Source organism: Streptomyces sp. NPDC001220 (genome assembly GCF_053597895.1).
In genome coordinates, this window is the sequence record NZ_JBSFJE010000001.1 from 530,743 (window position 1) to 552,259 (window position 21,517).

Here is a 21,517-nt window from a genome sequence, read left to right on the forward strand (position 1 = left end):
CGGGTCGGCAGCACGAAAATCCGGATTCCCATTTCCAGTGTTCCGGATGCAGCTTGAACGTCCAGTCTTCGAAAACCGGAAAACAAGGGGTTCAGAAGTGAACGTCAAGTCCTACGCCAAGGTCGGCGCTGTTCTCGGTGCCGCGGCTCTCGGTCTCGGAATCCTCACCTCTCCGGCTTCCGCCGACCCGACCCCGGCCACCGACTACCGCCAGCTCGCGGGTGTCGGCTCCGACACCACGCAGTACGTGGTGAACGGCCTGAGCGAGTCCTCCGCGGTGACCAACGCCAGCGGCAAGATCATCGCGTCGTGGAACGCGACGGGCACGAGCACGATCAAGACCAAGGCGTCCGGCTGTGACACCGTCGCGCGCCCCGACGGTTCGTCGGCCGGCATCAACGCGCTCAACGCCGACCTGGACGCGGGCACCCACTGCATCGACTTCGCCCGTTCCTCGCGCGGCCCGGCGGACCTCAGCACCACCGACCTGACCTTCATCCCGTTCGCCAAGGACGGTGTCACCTACGCCACCGACCTGGGCAGCACGCTCCCGACGAACCTGACCGCGGCGCAGCTGGCCGCGATCTACAAGTGCAACTCCACCGAGTTCCCGAACGCGCAGCCGCTGCTGCCGCAGTCCGGCTCCGGCACCCGCTCGTTCTGGCTGCAGGCCCTGGGCCTCACCGAGGCCGACCTCGGCAGCTGCGTCAACGGCACGATCCAGGAGCACAACGGCGAGGCGATCACCAACGCCAACCAGCTGATGCCCTACTCGATCGCCCAGTGGATCGCCCAGGGCAAGGGCCTCTCCGACGTCCCGAACCGCCGCGGCGAGTCCCGCCTGCGCAACATCAACAGCACCGCCCCGACCACGGGCTCGGGCACGGCGATCGCGCTCAACTCCGCCTTCACCCCGAACTTCCTCCGGAACGTCTACAACGTCGTCCCGACCGCCACCCTCACCAACGGCGTCGTCGCCGAGACCTTCGTCGGCTCGGCCTCGAAGGTCTGCTCCGACACCACCACGATCGGCAAGTACGGCTTCGGCACCCTGACCAACTGCGGTGACACCTCGGTCAAGGCCGAGCGCTGATCCGTGCACACCGTCTGATCCCCGCGTGACGGCCGGGCACCCTCGGGTGCCCGGCCCCCCGTGCTGTCCCCGTACATCCGTCAACCGTCCCCCGGGGGGCCAAGCCATGACAGTGCCACATCCGTTCCGAAGAGCGGCCGCCCTCGCGGCCGCCTGTGCCCTGGTCGTCCTGGGCCTGGTAGCCCTGGTGACCTCACAGTCCCAGCCTGCCCGGGCGGCCTCGGTCGGTGAGTTCACCATGACGCCCGGCAGCGGGAGCCTGACCGACGGGCAGCCGATCGCCGGCTCCATCGGGTTCTCCGGCGCATGTCCCGACGCCGCCATCGAGGACATCAACTGGAACAGCGTGCTCGCCCTGTACGTGGTCAAGCCCGACGGCACCGAGGCGGTGGCGGTGACCGGCATCACCGCCGAGGCGCCCTACACCGAGGCGTCCTCGACGGTCTCGCTGGCCGCGGCGGACAACCCGGGTGTGGACGTCAGAAGCCTGTCCGACATCATCGCGGGCGACGGAACGTACGAGTTGCGGCTGCGGTGCGTCGAGAACGACGACTGGTCCATTCCGCCCTCGTCGATCGTGCCGGGCGACCCGTACTGGTCCCAGAAGATCACCGTCACCGGCGACCACTGGGTGGTCGGGGAAGGCGCCACGGCCACCAGCGTCGCTCTCGTCGCCGACCCCGCCGTGATCGCACCCGGCGGGACGTCGAAGCTCACCGCGACTCTCTCCCCCGCGGCGGCGACCGGCAGCGTGACCTTCCTGGACGGTGACACGACGCTGGGCCAGGCCACGGTCACGGGCGGGAAGGCCGAGTTCACGACGCCGGCGCTGACCGAAGGAGCGCACGACGTCGTCGCCAGGTTCACCCCGGCCGGTACCGCCGAGTGGGGATCATCGGAATCCACGCCCACTCGGGTCACCGCGCAGCTGCCGAGGTACGAGATGTACGACAAGGGCTCCGGGACCCTGCTCGACTACAACCCGGTGCTCGAGCGCGGCCAGTCGGTGAAGGTCGTCGTCCGCGGGTGTGTGGCCGGCACCAAGTACTCGATGGTCATGCGCGGAAACGACGCCGGGTTCCCCGACGCCACGGCCGACGCGAGCGGGACGGTGACCTGGGCCTCGCTGACCGTGCCGGACGACGCGGTGGCCGGGCAGACCAACTGGGACTACAGCCCCGACTGCACCGGCGGTGTGAACGCCGTGGGAGCGGTGGACTTCACTCTCGCCGAACCGTCCTCCGAGTCCCCCTCCGCGACCCCGACCGACGGCTCGGGCGACGACCCCACCGACGAGCCCACGGACGGTTCCTCCACCGGGCCGACCGACGGATCCTCCGGTGACACGTCCGGCACCGGCTCCGGTGGCACGGGCGGCGACAGCACCTCCGGCGGCACCTCCGGAACCTCCGGCACGTCCGGCGGGTCCGGCGGCGGTGGCGGCCTCGCCTCCACCGGCAGCCAGATCGCGCTGTTCTCCGGCGTCGGCGCCGTCGTCCTCACCACGGCCGGCATCGCCTTCGTCCGGTACGGCCGCCGCAACGGGCTGCTGACCTTCGGCGACCCCCGGGCCTGACCGACCGTGCGGGCACGGGCGGCGGGCCCCCGCCCCGCCGCCCGCGCCGCCGTTCCGCCACCCCTCACCTCTTCACAGGAGCGCGCCCCGTGACCGTTCTGTCCCCGCCCCCGCCGGCCCAGGCGCCGCCGGCGCCCGAACCCGAGCCCCAGCCCCGTGCGGCCCCACCGCGGGCCGAGCGCCCCGGCTTCGCCTTCGCGGGGGTCGCGCTGTGCCTGCTCTCCGCCCTGCTCCTCGGCTTCGCCGCCAACCTCACCCTCGTCGGGCACCTCCAGCACAGCCGTGACCAGCAGACCGCGTACGCCGAGTTCCGCAGGCAACTCGCCGTGGGCGTCGCCCCGGTGGGCCAGCTGACGTACGACGGCAAGATGCTGGCGCCGGGCGCTCCGGTCGCCCTGCTGCGCATCCCGGCCCTGGGCATCAGGCAGGTCGTCGGCGAGGGCACCGCCTCCGGCGTGCTGATGGCCGGACCGGGCCACCGCCGGGACACCCCGCTGCCGGGACAGGCCGGCACCAGCGTGATCATGGGCCGTCAGTGGGGGTACGGCAGCCCGTTCAACCATCTTCACGAGCTGCCCGTGGGCAGCGACATCCGGGTGACGACCGGTCAGGGCACCGCCACCTACCAGGTCACCGGCATCCGCCGGGAGGGCGACCCGCTGCCGGCCGTCCTCCCGGCGGACCAGGGCCGCCTCACGCTCATCACCGCCGAGGGCGGCCCGTACACCCCCTCCGGCACACTCCGTGTCGACGCGGAGCTGACGAGCCCCGTACGGCCGGCCCCGCCGCGTCCGCCGGCCCTCGGCTGGATCAGCGGCTCCGAGCAGGCCATGGGCGGCGAGGGCGCCGCCTGGCTCCCGGTCTTCCTCTGGTCGCAGGCGCTGCTCCTGGCCGCCCTGCTCACCGTGGCCGCCTACCGTGTGTGGGGCCGCTGGCAGACCTGGATCGTCAGCGCCCCCGTCCTGGCCGCCCTCGGCCTCGCCGTCTCCGGGGCCGCCACCCGGCTGCTGCCCAACCTGCTCTGAACGACGAGGAGTCCACCATCATGTCCGACACCACCGACACGTCCGGCACCCTCGTCGACGAGATCCTCGACCCGACGAAGAGGATCACCGCCGTCAAGGCGCCCGAGGTCGGCTCCGGCACCGTGCCGGGCAACCCGGCGACGCTGGAGGCCGACGCCGTCTCGGCCTGGTTCGGCGACCACAAGGTGCTGGAGCACGTCTCGCTCACCATGCCCGCCCGCACGGTCACCGCGCTCATCGGCCCGTCCGGCTGCGGCAAGTCCACGTTCCTGCGGATCCTCAACCGCATGCACGAACTGGTCGGCTCCGCCTCCCTCTCCGGCCGGGTGCTCCTCGACGGCGACGACATCTACGACCGGGGCCGCCGCATCACGCACGCCCGTCGCGAGATCGGCATGGTCTTCCAGAAGCCCAACCCGTTCCCCGCGATGTCGATCTACGACAACGTCACCGCCGGCCTGAAGCTGGCCGGGATCAGGGCCGCCCGCGACGACAAGGACCGGCTCGTCGAGGAGTGCCTCACCAAGGCGGGCCTGTGGAAAGAGGTCAAGGACCGGCTCCGCCAGCCCGGCGGCGCGCTCTCCGGCGGCCAGCAGCAGCGCCTGTGCATCGCGCGCTCGCTGGCGGTCCGCCCCCGGGTCCTGCTGATGGACGAGCCGTGCTCGGCCCTCGACCCGACCTCGACGCGCCGTATCGAGGAGACGATCCACGAGCTGTCCGACGAGGTCACCATCGTGATCGTCACCCACAACATGCAGCAGGCGGCCCGGGTCTCCAGGCAGTGCGCCTTCTTCCTCGCCGAGCAGGGCACCCCGGGCGTGATCGTCGAACACGGCCCCACCGAAGACATGTTCGGAAACCCGCAGGACCCGCGCACCACGGACTACGTGAACGGCCGCTTCGGGTAGGGCCACGGCGGCCGCCTTGCCGCCCGCCGCGTGCCGGGTCCCCTCGGCACGCGGATCACGGGGCACTCGGCCACACCAGCAGCATGTACGCACCGCAGTACGCCGACCCCGCCACGGCCGCCGTCAGCGCGAGCACCCGCAAGCGCCGTGAGGAACGGGCGAGATACCCGGCGACGGGCAGCAGCAGCGGGAAACCGGGGAGGAGGAAGCGGGCCCGCGGGAAGTAGACGCCCCCGCTGGCCACCACGATCACCAGCAGGACCGCGCCGAACACCAGCAGCGGCACCGGCTGCCGGTCCGCCACCGCGAGCCCGAACAGCACGACCGTCGCGAGCATGGTCAGGCTCACCACCACCAGGAACAGCTCCGGCCGCGGGACCTGCCCGAACAGATGCCGGAGCCAGCGCACGGTCTCCGCCCCGCCGTCCAGCTCGTTGTGCCACATCCGCTGCACGGCGAAGTAGCCGTCCCAGCGGCCCAGCCGGAGGCCCACCCAGCCGACGTACGCGCACCAGCCCAGCGGCGCCAGCACCGCCGCCGTCAGCGCCCGGGCCGAGAACCGCGAGCGCAGCGAGAGCAGCGCGGCGACCGTCACCGCGGCGGCCACCGCGATCCCCGTCGGCCGGGTCAGCCCCGCCAGCACCGATCCCGCCGCCGCCCACAGCCAGCGCTCGCCGAGCACCGCGTACAGCGTCCACGCGGCGAACGCCGTGAACAGCGACTCGGTGTAGCCCATCCACTGCACCAGACCCACCGGGTACGCCGCCCACAACACCGTGAGCAGCACCCCGACCCGGCGACCGCCCACCCGGTCGCCCACCGCGAACACGCCCCAGGCCGCGACCAGCGACGCCAGCCAGGCGAGTCCGAGCCCGGTACTGGCCCGGGTGCCCGGGGTCAGCACGGCCACGGCCTTGACCAGCAGCGGATACAGGGGGAAGAACGCCAGGTTGTTGTGGTCGTAGGCGATGCCGAGGGTGTGCGTGTACCCGTGGTCGGCGATCCCGAGATACCAGCGGGAGTCCCACTGCGTCGCCAGCATCGGCCACACCCCGTGGTGCCGCCGGTGCGCCCACACGGCGAGGAACACCAGCCCGGTGAGCCGTACGGCGAGATACCCGGCGAGGGCCGGGGCCGCCCGGCGCAGCGCGTGGCGGGGGACGCCCGCGGTGGGGAGGTGGGGTCGTCGGGAGCCCGGGATGTGTCCGCTGGGGGCGGTGTCGGGGGCGGTCGAGGACACGGCGGCGGCTCCAGACTCCGGTACGGCGGCGGTGGCGGGCGTTACCCGACCACCGTTTCCCGGCCACCGGGGCACGGCGTGGAGCCCGGGTCAACTACCGCCGGGAAATCACCCGATGGGGTGCTGCGGAGCCGTACATGGGCCAACGAGGTCGAGGGGCGCCTGGGGCGCCCCTCGGTTCAGATGCCGGCTGCTGTCGACAGGTCCTGCTTGATCGCGGCCAAGGTCTCGGCCGCCCTGGCGCGGGCCGCCGGAAGGCCGGCGTGCGTGGCCACCGGGACGACGACCTCCAGGTAGCACTTCAGCTTGGGCTCGGTGCCGCTGGGGCGGACGACGACCCGGGCGCCGGTGAGCGTGTAGCGCAGGCCGTCGGTGGGCGGGAGCCGGTCCGTGCCCCGGGTCAGGTCCTCCGCGTCGGTGACGGCAAGGCCGGCGAGTGCGGTCGGGGGCTGCTCGCGGAGCCTGCGCATGGCGTCGGCGATGACGGCGAGGTCCTCGACGCGGACCGAGAGCTGGTCGGTGGCGTGCAGGCCGTGCTCCACGGCGAGGTCGTCGAGGAGGTCGAGGAGGGTACGGCCCTCCTCCTTGAGGACCGAGGCCAGCTCGGTGATCAGGAGCGCGGCGGTGATGCCGTCCTTGTCGCGGACGCCGTCGGGGTCGACGCAGTAGCCGAGGGCCTCCTCGTAGCCGTAGCGCAGGCCGTCGACGCGGGCGATCCACTTGAAGCCGGTGAGGGTCTCCTCGTACGGCAGTCCCGCCTTCTCGGCGATCCGGCCGAGGAGGGAGGAGGAGACGATCGACTCGGCGAACACGCCGGTGACGCCGCGGCGGACCAGGTGGGCGGCGAGGAGGACGCCGACCTCGTCGCCGCGCAGCATGCGCCATTCGCCGTCGTCCTTGACGGCGGCGGCGCAGCGGTCGGCGTCCGGGTCGTTGGCGATGATCAGGTCGGGGTCGGTCTCGCGGGCCTTCGCGAAGGCGAGGTCCATCGCGCCGGGCTCTTCCGGGTTGGGGAAGGCGACGGTCGGGAAGTCCGGGTCGGGGTCGGCCTGCTCCGGGACGAGGACCGGCTCGGGGAAGCCGGCGCGGGCGAAGGCGGCGAGGAGGGTGTCCTTGCCGACGCCGTGCATGGCCGTGTAGACGGTCCGTGCGGTGCGGGGGGAGCCGGGGGCCAGGACGGCGTCCGTACGGGCCAGGTAGGCGTCCAGGACGGTGTCGTCGAGGGTTTCCCAGCCGGCGTCGGGGCGGGGGACGTCGTTCAGGCTCGCGATCGCGTGGATCTCGGCGGCGATCTCCGCGTCGGCGGGCGGGACGATCTGGGAGCCGTCGCCGAGGTAGACCTTGTAGCCGTTGTCGCGGGGCGGGTTGTGGCTGGCGGTGACCTCCACGCCGGCGACCGCGCCCAGGTGCCGTATGGCGAACGCCAGCACCGGGGTGGGGAGGGGACGGGGCAGGACTACGGCGTGGAGCCCGGCGCCGGTCATGACGGCCGCGGTGTCGCGGGCGAAGTCGGCGGACTTGTGGCGGGCGTCGTAGCCGATGACGACGGTGCCGGTGCCCTGGCCCTGCTTCCTGAGGTACCCGGCGAGGCCGGCGGCGGCCCGGATGACGACGGTGCGGTTCATGCGCATGGGACCGGCGCCGAGTTCGCCGCGGAGGCCGGCGGTGCCGAACTGGAGGGTGCCGGCGAAGCGGTCCGACAGTTCGGTGATGTCACCGGCGTCGATGAGCTTGGCGAGCTCGTCGCGGGTGTCCGGGTCCGGGTCCTCGGCCAGCCAGGTCCTGGCCCGGGCGATGAGATCGTCGTGCACGGTCGTCGTCCAACCTCTCGTGGTGTGCCTGCGGCGCCTGTGCTGCTTCGGTGGGGGTGCGCGTGGCGCCTACGTGTGGTGGTGAGCCGGGGCCGGGGCGGGGAGTCTCCGTCCTCGGACCGGCGGTGGACCATCTCGGGTGGTGCGCGGTGCCGAACGCCGGCCGCCGCGGGCGGAAACGCCCCGCCCCGTCCCCTCCCCGCCGCGTGCGGCCGACGGCCGACGACCGACGGCCGGGAACCATGGTGGACCAACGGCAACGGTCCGTTGTGGGTGGTGATTCGTTGTCGGTCGTGGGGTCGCTGCGATCGTCGTGGGTCGAGGACCGTCGTCGTGTCGGGCCGACGGTCCGTTGTGGCGCGGGGTGCGTGTGCCCACTCGGGGGCGCGGGGAACTGCGCGACCAGCCGCCGGCGGTCCCGCAGTCGCTCTACGACCCTTCGTGGCACCCTCTGCCGCGTTTCTCAGATCCGGCCCAGTACCTGCGCGAGCAGCTCGCCCATCCGTGCCGCCGAGTCGCGGCCGGCCTGGAGGACCTCCTCGTGGTTCAGCGGTTCGCCGGTCATGCCCGCCGCCAGGTTCGTCACCAGGGAGATGCCCAGGACCTCGGCGCCCGCCTCGCGCGCGGCGATCGCCTCGAGGACCGTCGACATGCCCACCAGGTCGGCGCCGATGACGCGGGCCATGCGGATCTCGGCCGGAGTCTCGTAGTGCGGACCAGGGAACTGCGCGTAGACGCCCTCTTCGAGGGTGGGGTCGATCTCCTTGCACAGGGCGCGCAGGCGGGGCGAGTAGAGGTCCGTCAGGTCCACGAAGTTCGCGCCCACGATCGGGGAGGTCGCCGTGAGGTTGATGTGGTCGCTGATGAGGACCGGCTGACCCGGGCGCATGCCCTCGCGGAGGCCGCCGCAGCCGTTGGTGAGGACGATGGTCTTGCAGCCGGCGGCGACGGCGGTGCGGACGCCGTGCGCGACGGCGGCGACACCGCGGCCCTCGTAGTAGTGCGTGCGGCCCAGGAAGACCAGCGCGCGCTTGTCACCGAAGGAGTACGAGCGGATCTTGCCCCCGTGTCCCTCGACGGCCGGCGGCGGGAAGCCGGGCAGCTCGGTGACCTGGAACTCGGCGTCGGGAGCGCCCAGGGCGTCGACGGCCGGAGCCCAGCCGGAGCCCATCACGAGGGCGACGTCGTGGGTCTCGGCGCCCGTGAGCTCGCGCAGGCGCCCGGCGGCCGCCCCGGCAGCGGCATGGGGGTCGCCCTGGATGTCGTCCGGAAGAAGAGATGCGTTCACGCGGATGAGAGTAGCCGGTCTGGGCCTACGCGCGTAGATGACTGAGCTCACGGGATGGCGATCGTTGTCTTGTCGTTTCCAACGAGCGGTGTGACGCAGGCAACTTTTGGGTCGGCTGTGTGTGGTCTGTGCGGTTTGGGGGCTCAGCAGGGGCGCTTGCGGAGCTCCATGACGTAGTCGTGCGGGGCGCCCGCCGACTCCGCCGCGTCGGCGATCTCGCCGAGGTAGCGGGCCGAGGGGAGACCGCCCTCGTAGCCGTTGAGGACGTAGAGCCAGGCGGTCTCCTCGCCCTCCAGCGTGTGCACGCGCACGCGTGCCCGGCGGTAGATGCCCATGCCGACGCCCTCCCAGCGGTCCATGGACTCCTCGTCCATCGGGGCGAGGTCGTAGAGGCCGACGAAGACCTGGGCGAGGGGGTCCTCGACGATCGTGGCCAGCGAGCCCTCCCAGCCCATCTGCTCGCCGCCGAAGGTCAGCCGCCATCCGTTCAGCCAGCCGGTGGCACGGAGGGGGGAGTGCGGGGCGCGGCGGGACATCAGCCGTGCGTCGAGATTGCCGGCGTACGCGGCGTAGAGCGACGACATGGGGAGAGGGTACGGCAGCCGCCACAGGTACCTCTCCAGCCCCGGGAAGCGCCGGGTGGCGCCCCCGGGCAGTAGCACCTTGAGGCGTGCGGGACAATGGAGTACGTGACTCGGATCGTGATCATCGGTGGCGGACCCGGCGGATATGAAGCGGCGCTGGTGGCCGCGCAGCTCGGCGCGGAGGTGACCGTCGTCGACTGCGACGGTCTGGGCGGAGCGTCGGTGCTGACCGACTGCGTGCCGTCGAAGACTCTTATCGCCACGGCCGAGGTGATGACGAACTTCGACTCCTCGTACGAGGAGCTGGGGATCATCGTCGCCGACGACACCCCGCCGCTGGAGCAGGCGGCCCGGGTGGTCGGGGTCGATCTGGGCAAGGTCAACCGGCGTGTGAAGCGGCTTGCGCTCGCCCAGTCGCACGACATCACGGCCTCGGTGACGCGTGCCGGTGCCCGGGTCATGCGGGGGCGGGGCCGGCTGGAGGGCATGCAGGCCCTGGACGGGTCGCGGAAGGTCGTGGTCACGGCCGCGGACGGGAGTGAGGAGACCCTCACGGCGGACGCGGTGCTCATCGCCACCGGCGGTCACCCGCGCGAGCTGCCCGACGCCCAGCCCGACGGCGAGCGCATCCTGAACTGGACCCAGGTCTACGACCTCACCGAGCTGCCCGAGGAACTCATCGTGGTCGGGTCGGGTGTGACCGGTGCCGAGTTCGCCGGCGCGTACCAGGCGCTGGGGTCGAGGGTCACGCTGGTGTCGTCGCGGGACCGGGTGCTGCCGGGTGAGGACCCGGACGCGGCCGCCGTGCTGGAGGACGTCTTCCGGCGCCGAGGCATGAACGTCATGGCGCGCTCGCGGGCCGCCGCCGCCAAGCGGGTGGGCGACCGGGTCGAGGTCACGCTCGCGGACGGCCGGGTCATCAGCGGTTCGCACTGTCTGATGGCCGTCGGCGCGGTTCCGAACAGCGCCGGTCTCGGGCTGGAGGGCGCGGGCGTCAAGCTGCGTGACTCCGGGCACATCTGGACCGACAGGGTGTCGCGGACGACGGCTCCGGGTGTGTACGCCGCCGGTGACGTGACGGGCGTGTTCGCTCTGGCCTCGGTGGCCGCCATGCAGGGGCGGATCGCGATCTACCACTTCCTGGGCGACGCGGTGGCCCCGCTGAACCTGAAGACCGTGTCGTCCAACGTGTTCACCGACCCGGAGATCGCGACGGTCGGCTACACCCAGGCGGACGTGGACGCGGGCAAGATCGACGCCCGGGGGGTGAAGCTGCCGCTGCTGCGCAACCCGCGCGCCAAGATGCAGGGCATCCGGGACGGCTTCGTGAAGCTGTTCTGCCGGCCGGGGACGGGGATCGTGGTGGGTGGCGTGGTGGTCTCGCCGCGGGCCTCGGAGCTGATCCATCCGATCTCGATCGCCGTCGACAACAATCTGACGGTCGAACAGATCGCGAACGCGTTCACCGTGTATCCCTCTCTTTCGGGGTCGATCGCGGAGGTCGCGCGGCAGCTGCACACACGGAAGACCGGCAGCGAACTCTGACGGCCGGAACCGACTCCCCGCTGGTCACGGGGAGTTGTCGAGCATGCGTACGGCATAGTCGGGTGGGGTAGCTCCTATACCACTTCCGACCCTGCTGTGCGAACAACTTCTGCTATTCGGCGCAAACTGCTGAAAGCAGACGGTCGTTGGGGTTACTGTCAGTTTCGTGTTCGCTGCAGAACGTCGCCAATTGATCCTCGAAATGGTGCGCGCGAACGGGGCCGTATCGCTCCGTGAGCTCGCCCGCGTCGTCCAGACCTCAGAAGTGACCGTACGGCGGGACGTGCGCGCACTGGAGGCAGAAGGACTCCTCGACCGCCGGCATGGCGGTGCGGTTTTGCCGGGCGGGTTCACGCGGGAGTCCGGCTTTCCGCAGAAGTCACATCTCGCGACCGCCGAGAAGACGGCCATCGCCGATCTCGCCGCGGGTCTCGTCGAAGAGGGCGAGGCCATCGTGGTCGGGGCGGGTACCACCACCCAGGAACTCGCGCGCCGGCTGGCGAGAGTGCCCGGACTCACCGTCGTCACCAACTCGCTGCTGGTGGCGCAGGCGTTGGCCCATGCCAACCGGGTCGAGGTCGTGATGACCGGCGGCACCCTGCGCGGGTCCAACTACGCCCTGGTCGGCTCCGGCGCCGAGCAGTCCCTGCAGGGACTGCGGGTGTCGAAGGCCTTTCTGTCGGGCAGTGGCCTGACGGCCGAGCGGGGGCTGTCCACGTCCAACATGCTGTCGGCGTCCGTCGACCGGGCGCTGGTGCAGGCCGCCGCGGAGGTGGTCGTCCTCGCCGACCACACCAAGCTCGGTACGGACACGATGTTCCAGACCGTGCCGACGGACGTCATCACCCGGCTGGTCACGGACGAGCCGCCGGCTCACGACGACCGTGCCGCCACGGAGCTCCAGGCCCTCGCCGATCAGGGGGTGCAGATCGCTGTGGCCGGAGCGTCCGGAAACCCGGGGGGTGATCAGGTCCCGGCGCGTCAGCAACAGCATCAACAGCGTCGGGACGTCTCCCTTCCGGGGCCGCGGCGGGGCCAGGTGCCCGGGTCGGGGCTGCGGTCGGCTTCGATGATGAACGGGGAGCCGCCGACGGGGGGCGAGCGGGGGCGGGTCGCCGACATGCGGCGGCGGTGAGCGCCGGGTGCCTGGGCGCCGTGCCGGTTCGGTCGTCGCGCGGGCGCGGGTCTGCCGGGGCTGGTCGCGCCCACGCGGCGGAGCCGCCTGTCAATACGGCCCCGCGCCCCTGGGCCTCTCTGGCGTGAGTCCCTTCAACGTCAGGGTCAGCAAGCGGTTCGCCAGCTCGGGATCGCCCGGTGACTCCTCCACTGCCAGGGCGATGGCGTGGATGAGCTGGAGCAGGTCGGTGATCTGTACGTCGGCCCGTACCGTCCCCGCTTCCTGAGCGCGGGCCAGCAGGGCCGCGCCGGCCTCCCGCATCGGAGTGCCGCAACGGGCCAGGGCCGAGGCCGGATCGGTCGATGACGCCGACATCAGGGCCCGGGACAGACCCCGGTATGCCGCCGTGCTGGTGACGACCTCGTGGAGCCACGTGAGCAGGCCCCCGCACGGTTCGGGAGCCGTCAGCAACTCGCGCGCCCTGGCGAGGAGTTCGTCCACCGCGTCCTCGAAGACGGCGCTCATCAGGGCGTGCCGGTTCGGGAAGTGCCGGTAGAGGGTGCCGATGCCCACGCCCGCCCGGCGGGCCACGTCCTCCAGCGAGGCGTCGGTGCCGTGCTCGGCGAAGACCGTACGGGCCTCGGCGAGCAGCCGGTCGTGGTTGCGTCGGGCGTCGGCGCGCATGGGCCGTTCCAGAAAGTCGGGTGCCCGGCGAACGGGCGGGTGCCGTTCGCCGGGCGACGCGGTTCGGGGTCTCGTCAGTCCTTGATCTCGCAGATCACGGCGCCGGAGGTGAGGGACGCGCCGACCTCGGCGGCGAGGCCCTTGATGGTGCCGGCCTTGTGGGCGTTCAGCGGCTGCTCCATCTTCATGGCCTCCAGGACGACGACCAGGTCGCCCTCCTTGACCTCCTGGCCCTCCTCGACCGCGATCTTGACGATCGTGCCCTGCATCGGCGAGGCGAGGCTGTCACCGGAGGCGACCGGGCCGGACTTCTTGGCGGCCCGGCGCTTCGGCCTGGCGCCGGCGGCGAGGCCGGTGCGCGCCAGGGTCATGCCCAGGGACGCCGGGAGGGAGACCTCCAGACGCTTGCCGCCGACCTCGACGACGACCGTCTCACGGCCGGCGTCCTCCTCCGCCTCGGCGTCGGCCGGGGCGGCGAAGGGCTTGATCTCGTTGACGAACTCGGTCTCGATCCACCGGGTGTGGACCGTGAAGGGGTCCTCGGAGCCGGTGAGCTCGGGCGCGAACGCCGGGTCCCGGACGACGACGCGGTGGAACGGGATGGCCGTGGCCATGCCCTCGACCTGGAACTCGTCCAGGGCGCGCGCGGCCCGCTCCAGGGCCTCCTTGCGGGTCCGGCCGGTGATGACCAGCTTGGCCAGCAGGGAGTCCCACGCCGGGCCGATGACCGAGCCGGCCTCCACGCCCGCGTCCAGGCGGACACCGGGGCCGGACGGCGCGTCGAAGGTGGTGACCGAGCCGGGGGCGGGCAGGAACCCGCGGCCCGGGTCCTCGCCGTTGATCCGGAACTCGAACGAGTGACCGCGCAGTTCGGGGTCGTCGTAGCCGAGCTCCTCGCCGTCGGCGATCCGGAACATCTCGCGGACCAGGTCGATGCCGGCGACCTCCTCGGTCACCGGGTGCTCGACCTGGAGGCGGGTGTTGACCTCCAGGAAGGAGATCGTGCCGTCCTGGCCGACCAGGAACTCACACGTGCCGGCGCCCTCGTAGGCGGCCTCCTTGAGGATGGCCTTGGAGGCGCGGTACAGCTCGGCGACCTGCGCGTCGGACAGGAACGGCGCCGGGGCCTCCTCCACCAGCTTCTGGTGGCGGCGCTGGAGCGAGCAGTCACGGGTCGACACCACGACCACGTTGCCGTGCTTGTCGGCCAGGCACTGGGTCTCCACGTGCCGCGGCCGGTCCAGGTAGCGCTCCACGAAGCACTCCCCGCGCCCGAAGGCGGCCACCGCCTCACGGACGGCGGAGTCGTACAGCTCCGGGACCTCCTCGAGGGTGCGGGCGACCTTCAGGCCGCGCCCGCCGCCGCCGAAGGCGGCCTTGATGGCGATCGGGAGGCCGTGTTCCTCGGCGAACGCCACGACCTCGTCGGCGCCCGAGACCGGGTCCGGGGTACCGGCGACCAGCGGGGCGCCGGCCCGCTGGGCGATGTGCCGGGCGGCCACCTTGTCTCCGAGGTCGCGGATGGCCTGCGGCGGCGGACCGATCCAGGTCAGGCCGGCGTCCAGGACCGCCTGGGCGAACTCCGCGTTCTCGGAGAGGAAGCCGTAGCCCGGGTGGACGGCGTCGGCCCCCGCCTCGCGTGCCGCGTTCAGGACCTTGTCGATGTCCAGGTAGCTGGTGGCCGGGGTGTCACCGCCCAGGGCGAACGCCTCATCCGCGGCGCGGACATGCAGAGCGTCCCGGTCCGGATCCGCGTAGACGGCCACGCTCGCGATCCCTGCGTCCCGGCAGGCCCGGGCCACGCGGACAGCGATTTCGCCACGGTTGGCGATGAGCACCTTGCGCACGATTGAGGCTCCCTCCTTGAAACAAGCCGAGTTTAGGGAAGGCCGACACGGCACTTCGACCCGTCCCCAATGGTGAGCTTGCCCACACGGAGCGTGATGCGAGGCTCGCCCGACCCGCGAAAGCCCTTGTCGCACCGCGGTACGCAGGACTCCTTCGGAAAACCCTAGCCCCGCGATGTGCTCAAGGTCTCTGTGAGAGCGTGCCGCGCCCCACAGTGTTTCTTTGTTGAGTCCCTACGAATGGCCCAACGAATCTTTGCCGACGCCCGGCCCCTTGTCCCCGGGTTTACCCGTTAGTAGCGTTCGCGATGTCTTGAACGTACTTCAAGTAACAGCGGCTCTCGTGGGGCCGTGACCTGAAAGTGGGTGGGGGCCGGTGGTGCGCAGACCGGTGGCTTGGGCCGTGGCGGTCATACTCCTCGCGGAGGCACTCGGCGTCGCCGCGCTCAACTGGTTCATGGGAGTGGTGGTCGACCGTCAGGACATGTCCCTGGCCGGGCTCGACCCCGACAACATGTCGATGACCGCGAAGATCGGCGCCGTGGTCTTCGGCCTCTACTTCGCGCTGTGCGCCCTGGTGGCCCTGCTGGTGGCCATACGCAACCGGGCGCCCGCCGGCCTCGGCCGCATCCTGCTGATCAGCGTCGCGGTCGTACACGGCCTGCTGGGCGCCGTGGCGTGGGGCCTGATCGGCTGGACCGCGTTCCTGTCCATGGTGGTCGTCCTGGCCCTCGTCGTGCTGCTGTTGATGACGTACGACCGGACGGAGGGCGCCGGCGCCGGGGCGGGCGCCGACGGGGGTGCGGACGGTTCCGGTCCGGCTGCCGGTGAGCCGGAACCGGAACCGGGACCGGAACTGAGGAAGGACACGCCGGCCGCCGGGCCGGTCACTCCGCCGGCGCCCACAACTCCGTGATGCCGATGCCGAGCTCCCCGAGCAGCCGGCGGACCAGGGGCAGGCTGATGCCGATCACGTTGCCGTGGTCGCCCTCGATGCCGTCGATGAACGGCGCGCTGCGGCCGTCCAGGGTGAACGCGCCCGCCACGTAGAGGGGTTCGCCGGAGGCGACGTACGCGGCGACCTCCGCGTCGGTGGGCTCGCCGAACCGGACGACGGTGGAGGCGGTCGCCGCCACGTGCCGGTTGCTCGCCGTGTCCCACACGCAGTGCCCGGTCTGCAGGGTGCCGGCCCGGCCGCGCATCGACTTCCAGCGGGCGGTCGCCTCCTCGGCGTCCGCCGGCTTGCCGAGCGCCCGGCCGTCGAGGTCCAGCACCGAGTCGCAGCCGATCACGATGGCGCCCTGCACGTCGGCGCGGGCGGCGACGACGGAGGCCTTGGCCTCCGCGAGGGCGAGGGCCAGTTCGGCCGGTGTGGGGGCGGTGACGGCGTCCTCGTCGACGCCGCTGACGATCACCTCGGGAGCGAGACCCGCCTGGCGCAGGAGGTTCAGCCGGGCGGGGGACTGGGAGGCGAGGACGAGTCTGCGCATGGCGTCAGCGTATCGGTGGGCGCGGACAGGTGAGTGCTCACCTCACGCCGAGAACGATCATCAGCAGGAGCATGACCAGAGCCAGGAAGACGCCGAGCCGCCGGAGGGCGTTCTGCACGTCTTGCAGGTCCTTCGGCGGCTCGTCGTCAGGGTCCGACCACAGCATGGCACCAGCGTGCGGCCCGGCCGGGCCGGGGCGCCTGAGTAGCCGTACTCAAATTGGAGCCGTGCGTTTCTCTCAGGTGCGCCCGCGCGGCGGAGCCGCATATGGACACAGCCCCGCGCCCTGGTCTCCTGCTGTCAGCTCGGCCAATAGGTACGGGTCCATGCCGTCGTGCTCGGGGCGGGGAGCCGGTGCTGGGCGATGCGGGACGGGTCGGACCAGGCGGCCCGCGCCGTCGGGGTGCCGGACGGGGCGGTTGCCAGGGCCGCCGCCCTCGCCCTGACCACCGCCAGAGCGGCGGCCAGTTCCTCCGGGGTCGGGTTGCCCCGTATGACCTTGATCGTCACAGCGGCTCCTTAGAGGGGGATGTTGCCGTGCTTCTTCGGCGGCAGGGACTCGCGCTTGGTACGGAGCTGGCGCAGGCCCCGTACGACATGGCGCCGCGTGTCCGACGGCATGATCACAGCGTCGATGTAACCGCGCTCGGCGGCCGTGTAGGGGTTGAGGAGGTGGTCCTCGTACTCCTGGATCAGGCGGGCGCGCACGGCTTCGACGTCCGCGCCGCCGGCCTCCGCCTCGGCGAGCGTGCGGCGGTGCAGGATGTTGACGGCGCCCTGGGCGCCCATGACGGCGATCTGTGCGGTCGGCCAGGCGAGGTTGAGGTCGGCACCCAGGTGCTTGGAGCCCATGACGTCGTAGGCGCCGCCGAAGGCCTTGCGGGTGATGACGGTGATCAGGGGGACCGTCGCCTCGGCGTAGGCGTAGATCAGCTTGGCGCCGCGGCGGATGATGCCGTCGTGCTCCTGGTCGACGCCGGGGAGGAAGCCCGGGACGTCGACGAAGGTGATGACCGGGACGTTGAAGGCGTCGCAGGTGCGGACGAAGCGGGCCGCCTTCTCGCTCGCCTTGATGTCCAGGCAGCCGGCGAACTGCATCGGCTGGTTGGCGACGATGCCGACCGGGTGGCCCTCGACCCGGCCGAAGCCGGTGACGATGTTCGGCGCGAACAGGGCCTGCGTCTCGAAGAACTCACCGTCGTCGAGGACGTGTTCGAGCACCGTGTGGATGTCGTACGGCTGGTTCGCGCTGTCCGGGACCAGGGTGTCCAGCTCGCGGTCCTCGTCGGTGACGGCCAGGTCCGCCTCCTCCGGGAAGACCGGGGCCTCGGAGAGGTTGTTGGACGGCAGGTACGACAGCAGCTGCTTGATGTACTCGATGGCGTCCTTCTCGTCGCCGGCCATGTGATGGGCCACGCCGGAGACCGAGTTGTGGGTGCGGGCGCCGCCCAGCTCCTCGAAGCCGACGTCCTCGCCGGTGACCGTCTTGATGACGTCCGGACCGGTGATGAACATGTGGGACGTCTGGTCGACCATGACCGTGAAGTCGGTGATGGCCGGGGAGTACACGGCGCCGCCGGCACAGGGCCCGACGACCAGCGAGATCTGCGGGATCACACCGCTCGCGTGCGTGTTGCGTCGGAAGATCTCGCCGTACGCGCCGAGGGAGGCGACCCCCTCCTGGATCCTGGCGCCGCCGGAGTCGTTGATGCCGATGACCGGGCAGCCGGTCTTCAGGGCGAAGTCCATCACCTTGACGATCTTCTGGCCGTAGACCTCGCCGAGGGCGCCGCCGAAGACGGTGAAGTCCTGGGAGAAGACGGCGATCGGGCGGCCGTCCACCGTGCCGTATCCGGTGACGACGCCGTCGCCGTACGGGCGGTTCTTCTCCAGGCCGAAGTCGGTGGAGCGGTGGCGGGTGAACTCGTCCAGCTCGACGAAGGAGCCCTCGTCGAGGAGCAGCTCGATCCGCTCACGGGCCGTCAACTTGCCCTTGGCGTGCTGCTTTTCGACCGCGCGCTCCGAACCGGCGTGTGTCGCTTCATGGACACGGCGCTGGAGATCCGCGAGCTTCCCCGCGGTCGTGTGAATGTCGGTCTCTTCCGGCTCGGACATCGGGATGCGGCTCCCTGCCTGCTCAAAAGGGGGGACGGTTACTCATCCGTAGCGTAGTGGGGCGCCTACCAAACGGCAGTGCGGCGTACAACACACCTAGGGTGGCTTGCATGACGCCGCGAGATGCAGCAGACGAGAACAACAATCGCTGGTCCGACCTGGACCGTCCACCGCTCGGGGCGGCGGGGCTGCGCAGGGCTCTGGTGCGGGACGGCGGCCATGGCGGCCTCTACTGCGACATCGAGGTCGTGCAGCGCACCGGCTCCACCAATTCCGACCTGGTGGCGCGGTCCCTCGCGGGGGACGCGGACGAGGGCGCCGTGCTCGTCGCCGAGGAACAGACCTCCGGGCGGGGCCGTCTGGACCGCCAGTGGACGGCGCCGGCCCGCTCCGGCCTGTTCTTCTCGGTGCTGCTGAAGCCGGCCGAGGTGCCGGTGGCCCGCTGGGGCTGGCTGCCGCTGCTGACCGGGGTGGCGGTGGCGACGGGGCTGGCCCGGGTGGCCGGTGTCGACACGGCACTCAAATGGCCGAACGACCTGCTGGTGACCGTCGGTGACGAGGAGCGCAAGGCCGGGGGCATTCTGGCGGAGCGGGCCGGCGAGGACGCGGTCGTGGTCGGCGTCGGTATCAACGTCACGCTCCGTGCGGAGGAGCTGCCGGTGCCGCAGGCGGGGTCGCTGGCACTGGCCGGTGCGGTGACCACGGACCGGGATCCGCTGCTGCGGGCGGTGCTGCGGTCACTGGAGGACTGGTACGGGCGCTGGCGCGAGGCGGGCGGCGATCCGGCGCGCAGCGGGCTCCAGGAGACGTACGCGGCGGGCTGCGCGACGTTGGGGAGGACGGTCCGGGCCGAGCTGCCGGGGGACCGGTCGCTGGTCGGAGAGGCGGTGGCCGTGGACGGGGACGGACGACTGGTGATCGCCACGGAGGAGGGCGTGCAGGAACCGGTGGGGGCAGGCGACATCGTGCACCTGCGACCGGCGTGAGGGCGGGGTGTCGCTTACCCGCGCTTGCAGGGTGCCGCTGCGCCCACCCGTGCCGCCCCAGCGGCACGACTGCCCGCAGCTACGACGGCCCCCCCGTAAGGGGTGCGGGGCTGTGCCCGATATGCGGCTTCCGCCGCGTGGGCGCGCTTGGGGGGTGCCCTCATCGCCCCGAGCGGCTCGACGGCCGGCGGCTGCGACGGGCCCCGTAAGGGGCGCGGGGCTGTGTCTGATGTGCGGCTTCCGCCGCGTGGGCGCGCTTGCGGGGGTGCCCTCATCGCCCCGAGCGGCTCGACGGCCGGCGGCTGCGACGGGCCCCGTAAGGGGCGCGGGGAACTGCGCGGTCCGCCCCCACCGGACCGCAGGTGGGATCCGGGCCGTCCGTCCCCCGGTGCGGGGGTCCGGGGGCACAGCCCCGGGGGAACGCCGGCCGGGGGTACCACCGACATCGGCCCACCTCACGAAGTGAGCTACCGCACAGCTGCCGTAGAGTTGAGGCCGGTCGATACGTGACCGCGGCAGATCGGAAGGGCAGCAGGCGTGACCGTCGACGACACGGGCTCCGGCGAGGGCGCGGACGCCGCCGACTCCGGCGAGGACCCGCTCGCCCTGCGCCTCGAAGGCCTGATCCTCGGTGCCGAGCGCCGCTACACCCCGTTCCAGGCGGCCCGCAGCGCCGGCGTCTCCATGGAACTGGCGTCGAGGTTCTGGCGGGCCATGGGCTTCGCGGACATCGGACAGGCCAAGGCGCTCACCGAGGCCGACGTGCTGGCCCTGCGCCGGCTCGCCGGTCTCGTCGAGGCGGGCCTGCTCAGCGAGGCCATGGCCGTACAGGTGGCCCGGTCGACCGGGCAGACCACCGCCCGTCTGGCCGAATGGCAGATGGATTCCTTCCTGGAGGGCCTGACCGAGCCCCCCGAGCCGGGCATGACCCGCACCGAGGTCACGTACCCGATCGTCGAGCTGCTCCTGCCCGAGCTGGAGGAGTTCCTGGTCTACGTCTGGCGCCGTCAGCTCGCCGCCTCGGCCGGCCGGGTCGTGCAGTCGGCCGACGACGAGGAGATGGTCGACCGTCGGCTGGCCGTCGGCTTCGCCGACCTGGTCGGGTTCACGCGGCTGACCCGCCGGATGGAGGAGGAGGAACTCGGCGAGCTGGTCGAGGCCTTCGAGACCACCGCCGCCGACCTGGTGGCGGCCCGCGGCGGCCGGCTCATCAAGACCCTCGGCGACGAGGTCCTGTACGCCGCCGACGACGCCGGCACGGCCGCCGACATCGCGCTGCGCCTGGTGGAGACCATGGGTCACGACGAGACGATGCCGGAGCTGCGCGTCGGCATGGCCTTCGGCACCGTGACCACCCGGATGGGCGATGTCTTCGGTACGACCGTGAACCTGGCCTCCCGGCTGACCTCCATAGCCCCGCGGGACGCCGTGCTCGTCGACTCGGCGTTCGCCGAGGAACTGATCCGCTCCGGCGAGGCGCCCGCCTCGGAGGCGGAGGCCGCCGAGGCGGCGGCCACCGCCGAGAAGGAGGGCGAGGAACCCCCGACGTACCGCTTCGCGCTCCAGCCGATGTGGCAGCGCCCGGTGCGCGGCCTGGGCGTGGTGGAGCCCTGGCTGCTCACCCGCCGCGACGGGGAGCCGTCCTAGCGGCGACCGGCCTGTATCAGTGGGTCCACGCACAGTCCGACGACGGGCAGGCAGACACCGTCGCCCGGCGGACGGGTACGGGGCGTGGCGGTCGGGGTGGGGGTCGTGGTCGTGGCCGGGGTGCTGGTCGCCGGAGCCGGCGCGGTGCCGGCCGGCCGTGCCGGGCTCGTCGGGATGGTGGTCGGGACCGTGACGCCCCCGGCGGGCAGTGCGCTGGGCGAGACCGATGCCAATACGGACGGCGTGGCGGACGGCGTGGCCGCCGGGGTCCGGCTCGTGCCGCCCATGACGGTGGCCGCCGAGGCGGTGGCCGTGGGGACCGGACCGAGGGTGGCGGCCGCGTTCGCCGACCGGTCCGTGGCGTCGGCGGTCGGATCCAGCCGGGGTTCCGCCTCGGCGGTGCCGGGCGTGCCGACACCGCCCTCCGGGACGATCCGTACGAGGCTCAGCATCCCGGCGGCCAGTGCGAGACCTCCGGCGGCGAACAGCACCTTGCGGGGCCGGGGCTTGCGGTGCCGCCCCCCGCGGCCGACTGACGGCGTTCCTGTCATGACGCTCCCT

At 72.0% G+C, this 21,517-nt stretch carries 20 protein-coding genes; 9 read left to right on the forward strand and 11 right to left on the reverse strand.

Annotation, left to right across the window (positions count from 1 at the left end; translation table 11 throughout):
- The first annotated feature begins 97 nt into the window (after nt 1-97).
- The 4 genes from ACWDGI_RS02545 (at nt 98) to ACWDGI_RS02560 (ending at nt 4,602) form a co-directional block, all read left to right on the forward strand.
- A complete protein-coding gene (locus tag ACWDGI_RS02545) occupies nt 98-1,093 on the forward strand; it encodes a hypothetical protein (protein WP_450754564.1) in 996 nt (331 codons plus the stop codon).
- Nucleotides 1,094-1,199: 106 nt separating this feature from the next.
- Complete coding sequence (locus ACWDGI_RS02550; protein ID WP_450754566.1) at nt 1,200-2,669, forward strand: Ig-like domain-containing protein; 1,470 nt, start codon at nt 1,200-1,202, stop codon at nt 2,667-2,669.
- An 89-nt stretch (nt 2,670-2,758) separates the two neighbouring features.
- Nucleotides 2,759-3,694 (forward strand): sortase, encoded by a 936-nt coding sequence (locus ACWDGI_RS02555; RefSeq protein WP_450754568.1) that lies wholly within the window; start codon nt 2,759-2,761, stop codon nt 3,692-3,694.
- A 20-nt stretch (nt 3,695-3,714) separates the two neighbouring features.
- The gene (locus tag ACWDGI_RS02560; RefSeq protein WP_450754570.1) at nt 3,715-4,602 is read left to right on the forward strand and encodes a phosphate ABC transporter ATP-binding protein; all 888 of its coding nucleotides are present in this window, start codon (nt 3,715-3,717) and stop codon (nt 4,600-4,602) included.
- A 55-nt stretch (nt 4,603-4,657) separates the two neighbouring features.
- Here ACWDGI_RS02560 and ACWDGI_RS02565 read toward each other — a convergent pair whose 3' ends face one another.
- The 4 genes from ACWDGI_RS02565 to ACWDGI_RS02580 form a co-directional block, all read right to left on the reverse strand.
- Nucleotides 4,658-5,842 (reverse strand): hypothetical protein, encoded by a 1,185-nt coding sequence (locus ACWDGI_RS02565; protein WP_450754572.1) that lies wholly within the window; start codon nt 5,840-5,842, stop codon nt 4,658-4,660.
- 179 nt (nt 5,843-6,021) lie between these two features.
- The gene (locus tag ACWDGI_RS02570) at nt 6,022-7,653 is read right to left on the reverse strand and encodes a phospho-sugar mutase (RefSeq protein ID WP_450754574.1); all 1,632 of its coding nucleotides are present in this window, start codon (nt 7,651-7,653) and stop codon (nt 6,022-6,024) included.
- A 463-nt stretch (nt 7,654-8,116) separates the two neighbouring features.
- Complete coding sequence (locus ACWDGI_RS02575) at nt 8,117-8,941, reverse strand: purine-nucleoside phosphorylase (protein ID WP_450754576.1); 825 nt, start codon at nt 8,939-8,941, stop codon at nt 8,117-8,119.
- Nucleotides 8,942-9,084: 143 nt separating this feature from the next.
- Nucleotides 9,085-9,525 carry a gamma-glutamylcyclotransferase gene (locus tag ACWDGI_RS02580; RefSeq protein ID WP_450754577.1) on the reverse strand — a complete coding sequence of 147 codons (441 nt, stop codon included), beginning with the start codon at nt 9,523-9,525 and terminating at the stop codon, nt 9,085-9,087.
- A gap of 96 nt (nt 9,526-9,621) precedes the next feature.
- Here ACWDGI_RS02580 and ACWDGI_RS02585 point away from each other — a divergent pair, with 96 nt between their 5' ends.
- Both ACWDGI_RS02585 and ACWDGI_RS02590 read left to right on the forward strand, forming a co-directional pair.
- Nucleotides 9,622-11,070: an NAD(P)H-quinone dehydrogenase gene (locus ACWDGI_RS02585; protein ID WP_450754579.1), complete on the forward strand. Its 1,449-nt coding sequence runs from the start codon at nt 9,622-9,624 to the stop codon at nt 11,068-11,070.
- A gap of 202 nt (nt 11,071-11,272) precedes the next feature.
- Nucleotides 11,273-12,205 (forward strand): DeoR/GlpR family DNA-binding transcription regulator, encoded by a 933-nt coding sequence (locus tag ACWDGI_RS02590; RefSeq protein ID WP_450755274.1) that lies wholly within the window; start codon nt 11,273-11,275, stop codon nt 12,203-12,205.
- 90 nt (nt 12,206-12,295) lie between these two features.
- Here the strand turns inward: ACWDGI_RS02590 and ACWDGI_RS02595 are convergent, their stop codons facing one another.
- Nucleotides 12,296-12,871: a TetR/AcrR family transcriptional regulator gene (locus tag ACWDGI_RS02595; RefSeq protein WP_450754581.1), complete on the reverse strand. Its 576-nt coding sequence runs from the start codon at nt 12,869-12,871 to the stop codon at nt 12,296-12,298.
- A 74-nt stretch (nt 12,872-12,945) separates the two neighbouring features.
- The gene (locus ACWDGI_RS02600) at nt 12,946-14,718 is read right to left on the reverse strand and encodes an acetyl/propionyl/methylcrotonyl-CoA carboxylase subunit alpha (RefSeq protein WP_450754583.1); all 1,773 of its coding nucleotides are present in this window, start codon (nt 14,716-14,718) and stop codon (nt 12,946-12,948) included.
- A 376-nt stretch (nt 14,719-15,094) separates the two neighbouring features.
- Between ACWDGI_RS02600 and ACWDGI_RS02605 the strand changes: the two genes are divergently transcribed.
- A complete protein-coding gene (locus ACWDGI_RS02605; protein ID WP_450754585.1) occupies nt 15,095-15,634 on the forward strand; it encodes a hypothetical protein in 540 nt (179 codons plus the stop codon).
- On the opposite strand, the gene ACWDGI_RS02610 is transcribed toward ACWDGI_RS02605, so the two are convergent.
- From ACWDGI_RS02610 to ACWDGI_RS02625, 4 genes are all read right to left on the reverse strand, one after another.
- Nucleotides 15,606-16,208, reverse strand: coding sequence for a Maf family protein (locus ACWDGI_RS02610; RefSeq protein WP_450754587.1), 603 nt, complete (start codon nt 16,206-16,208; stop codon nt 15,606-15,608). The two genes, ACWDGI_RS02605 and ACWDGI_RS02610, sit on opposite strands and share 29 nt — an antisense overlap.
- Before the next feature lie 37 nt (nt 16,209-16,245).
- Entirely contained in the window at nt 16,246-16,374 is a 129-nt protein-coding gene (gene mmpB / locus ACWDGI_RS02615; RefSeq protein ID WP_450754589.1) for a morphogenic membrane protein MmpB, read from the reverse strand.
- A 134-nt stretch (nt 16,375-16,508) separates the two neighbouring features.
- Nucleotides 16,509-16,718 (reverse strand): acyl-CoA carboxylase epsilon subunit, encoded by a 210-nt coding sequence (locus tag ACWDGI_RS02620; protein WP_450754591.1) that lies wholly within the window; start codon nt 16,716-16,718, stop codon nt 16,509-16,511.
- 9 nt (nt 16,719-16,727) lie between these two features.
- A complete protein-coding gene (locus ACWDGI_RS02625) occupies nt 16,728-18,323 on the reverse strand; it encodes an acyl-CoA carboxylase subunit beta (protein WP_450754593.1) in 1,596 nt (531 codons plus the stop codon).
- A gap of 110 nt (nt 18,324-18,433) precedes the next feature.
- Here ACWDGI_RS02625 and ACWDGI_RS02630 point away from each other — a divergent pair, with 110 nt between their 5' ends.
- Entirely contained in the window at nt 18,434-19,309 is an 876-nt protein-coding gene (locus ACWDGI_RS02630) for a biotin--[acetyl-CoA-carboxylase] ligase (RefSeq protein ID WP_450754595.1), read from the forward strand.
- A 537-nt stretch (nt 19,310-19,846) separates the two neighbouring features.
- Entirely contained in the window at nt 19,847-20,956 is a 1,110-nt protein-coding gene (locus ACWDGI_RS02635; RefSeq protein ID WP_450754597.1) for an adenylate/guanylate cyclase domain-containing protein, read from the forward strand.
- Here ACWDGI_RS02635 and ACWDGI_RS02640 read toward each other — a convergent pair.
- Nucleotides 20,953-21,507: a hypothetical protein gene (locus ACWDGI_RS02640; RefSeq protein WP_450754599.1), complete on the reverse strand. Its 555-nt coding sequence runs from the start codon at nt 21,505-21,507 to the stop codon at nt 20,953-20,955. The genes ACWDGI_RS02635 and ACWDGI_RS02640 overlap by 4 nt on opposite strands.
- Nucleotides 21,508-21,517 lie beyond the last annotated feature (10 nt).

Excerpts from the sequence above, each read along its gene's own strand:
- ACWDGI_RS02550 (WP_450754566.1), top strand. The coding sequence starts at position 1,200 with ATGACAGTGCCACATCCGTTCCGAAGAGCGGCCGCCCTCGCGGCCGCC.
- ACWDGI_RS02560 (WP_450754570.1), top strand. The coding sequence starts at position 3,715 with ATGTCCGACACCACCGACACGTCCGGCACCCTCGTCGACGAGATCCTC.
- ACWDGI_RS02580 (WP_450754577.1), bottom strand. The coding sequence starts at position 9,525 with ATGTCGTCGCTCTACGCCGCGTACGCCGGCAATCTCGACGCACGGCTG.
- ACWDGI_RS02585 (WP_450754579.1), top strand. The coding sequence starts at position 9,622 with ATGGAGTACGTGACTCGGATCGTGATCATCGGTGGCGGACCCGGCGGA.
- ACWDGI_RS02590 (WP_450755274.1), top strand. The coding sequence starts at position 11,273 with ATGGTGCGCGCGAACGGGGCCGTATCGCTCCGTGAGCTCGCCCGCGTC.
- ACWDGI_RS02595 (WP_450754581.1), bottom strand. The coding sequence starts at position 12,871 with ATGCGCGCCGACGCCCGACGCAACCACGACCGGCTGCTCGCCGAGGCC.
- ACWDGI_RS02610 (WP_450754587.1), bottom strand. The coding sequence starts at position 16,208 with ATGCGCAGACTCGTCCTCGCCTCCCAGTCCCCCGCCCGGCTGAACCTC.
- mmpB (WP_450754589.1), bottom strand. The coding sequence starts at position 16,374 with ATGCTGTGGTCGGACCCTGACGACGAGCCGCCGAAGGACCTGCAAGAC.
- ACWDGI_RS02625 (WP_450754593.1), bottom strand. The coding sequence starts at position 18,323 with ATGTCCGAGCCGGAAGAGACCGACATTCACACGACCGCGGGGAAGCTC.
- ACWDGI_RS02630 (WP_450754595.1), top strand. The coding sequence starts at position 18,434 with ATGACGCCGCGAGATGCAGCAGACGAGAACAACAATCGCTGGTCCGAC.
- ACWDGI_RS02640 (WP_450754599.1), bottom strand. The coding sequence starts at position 21,507 with ATGACAGGAACGCCGTCAGTCGGCCGCGGGGGGCGGCACCGCAAGCCC.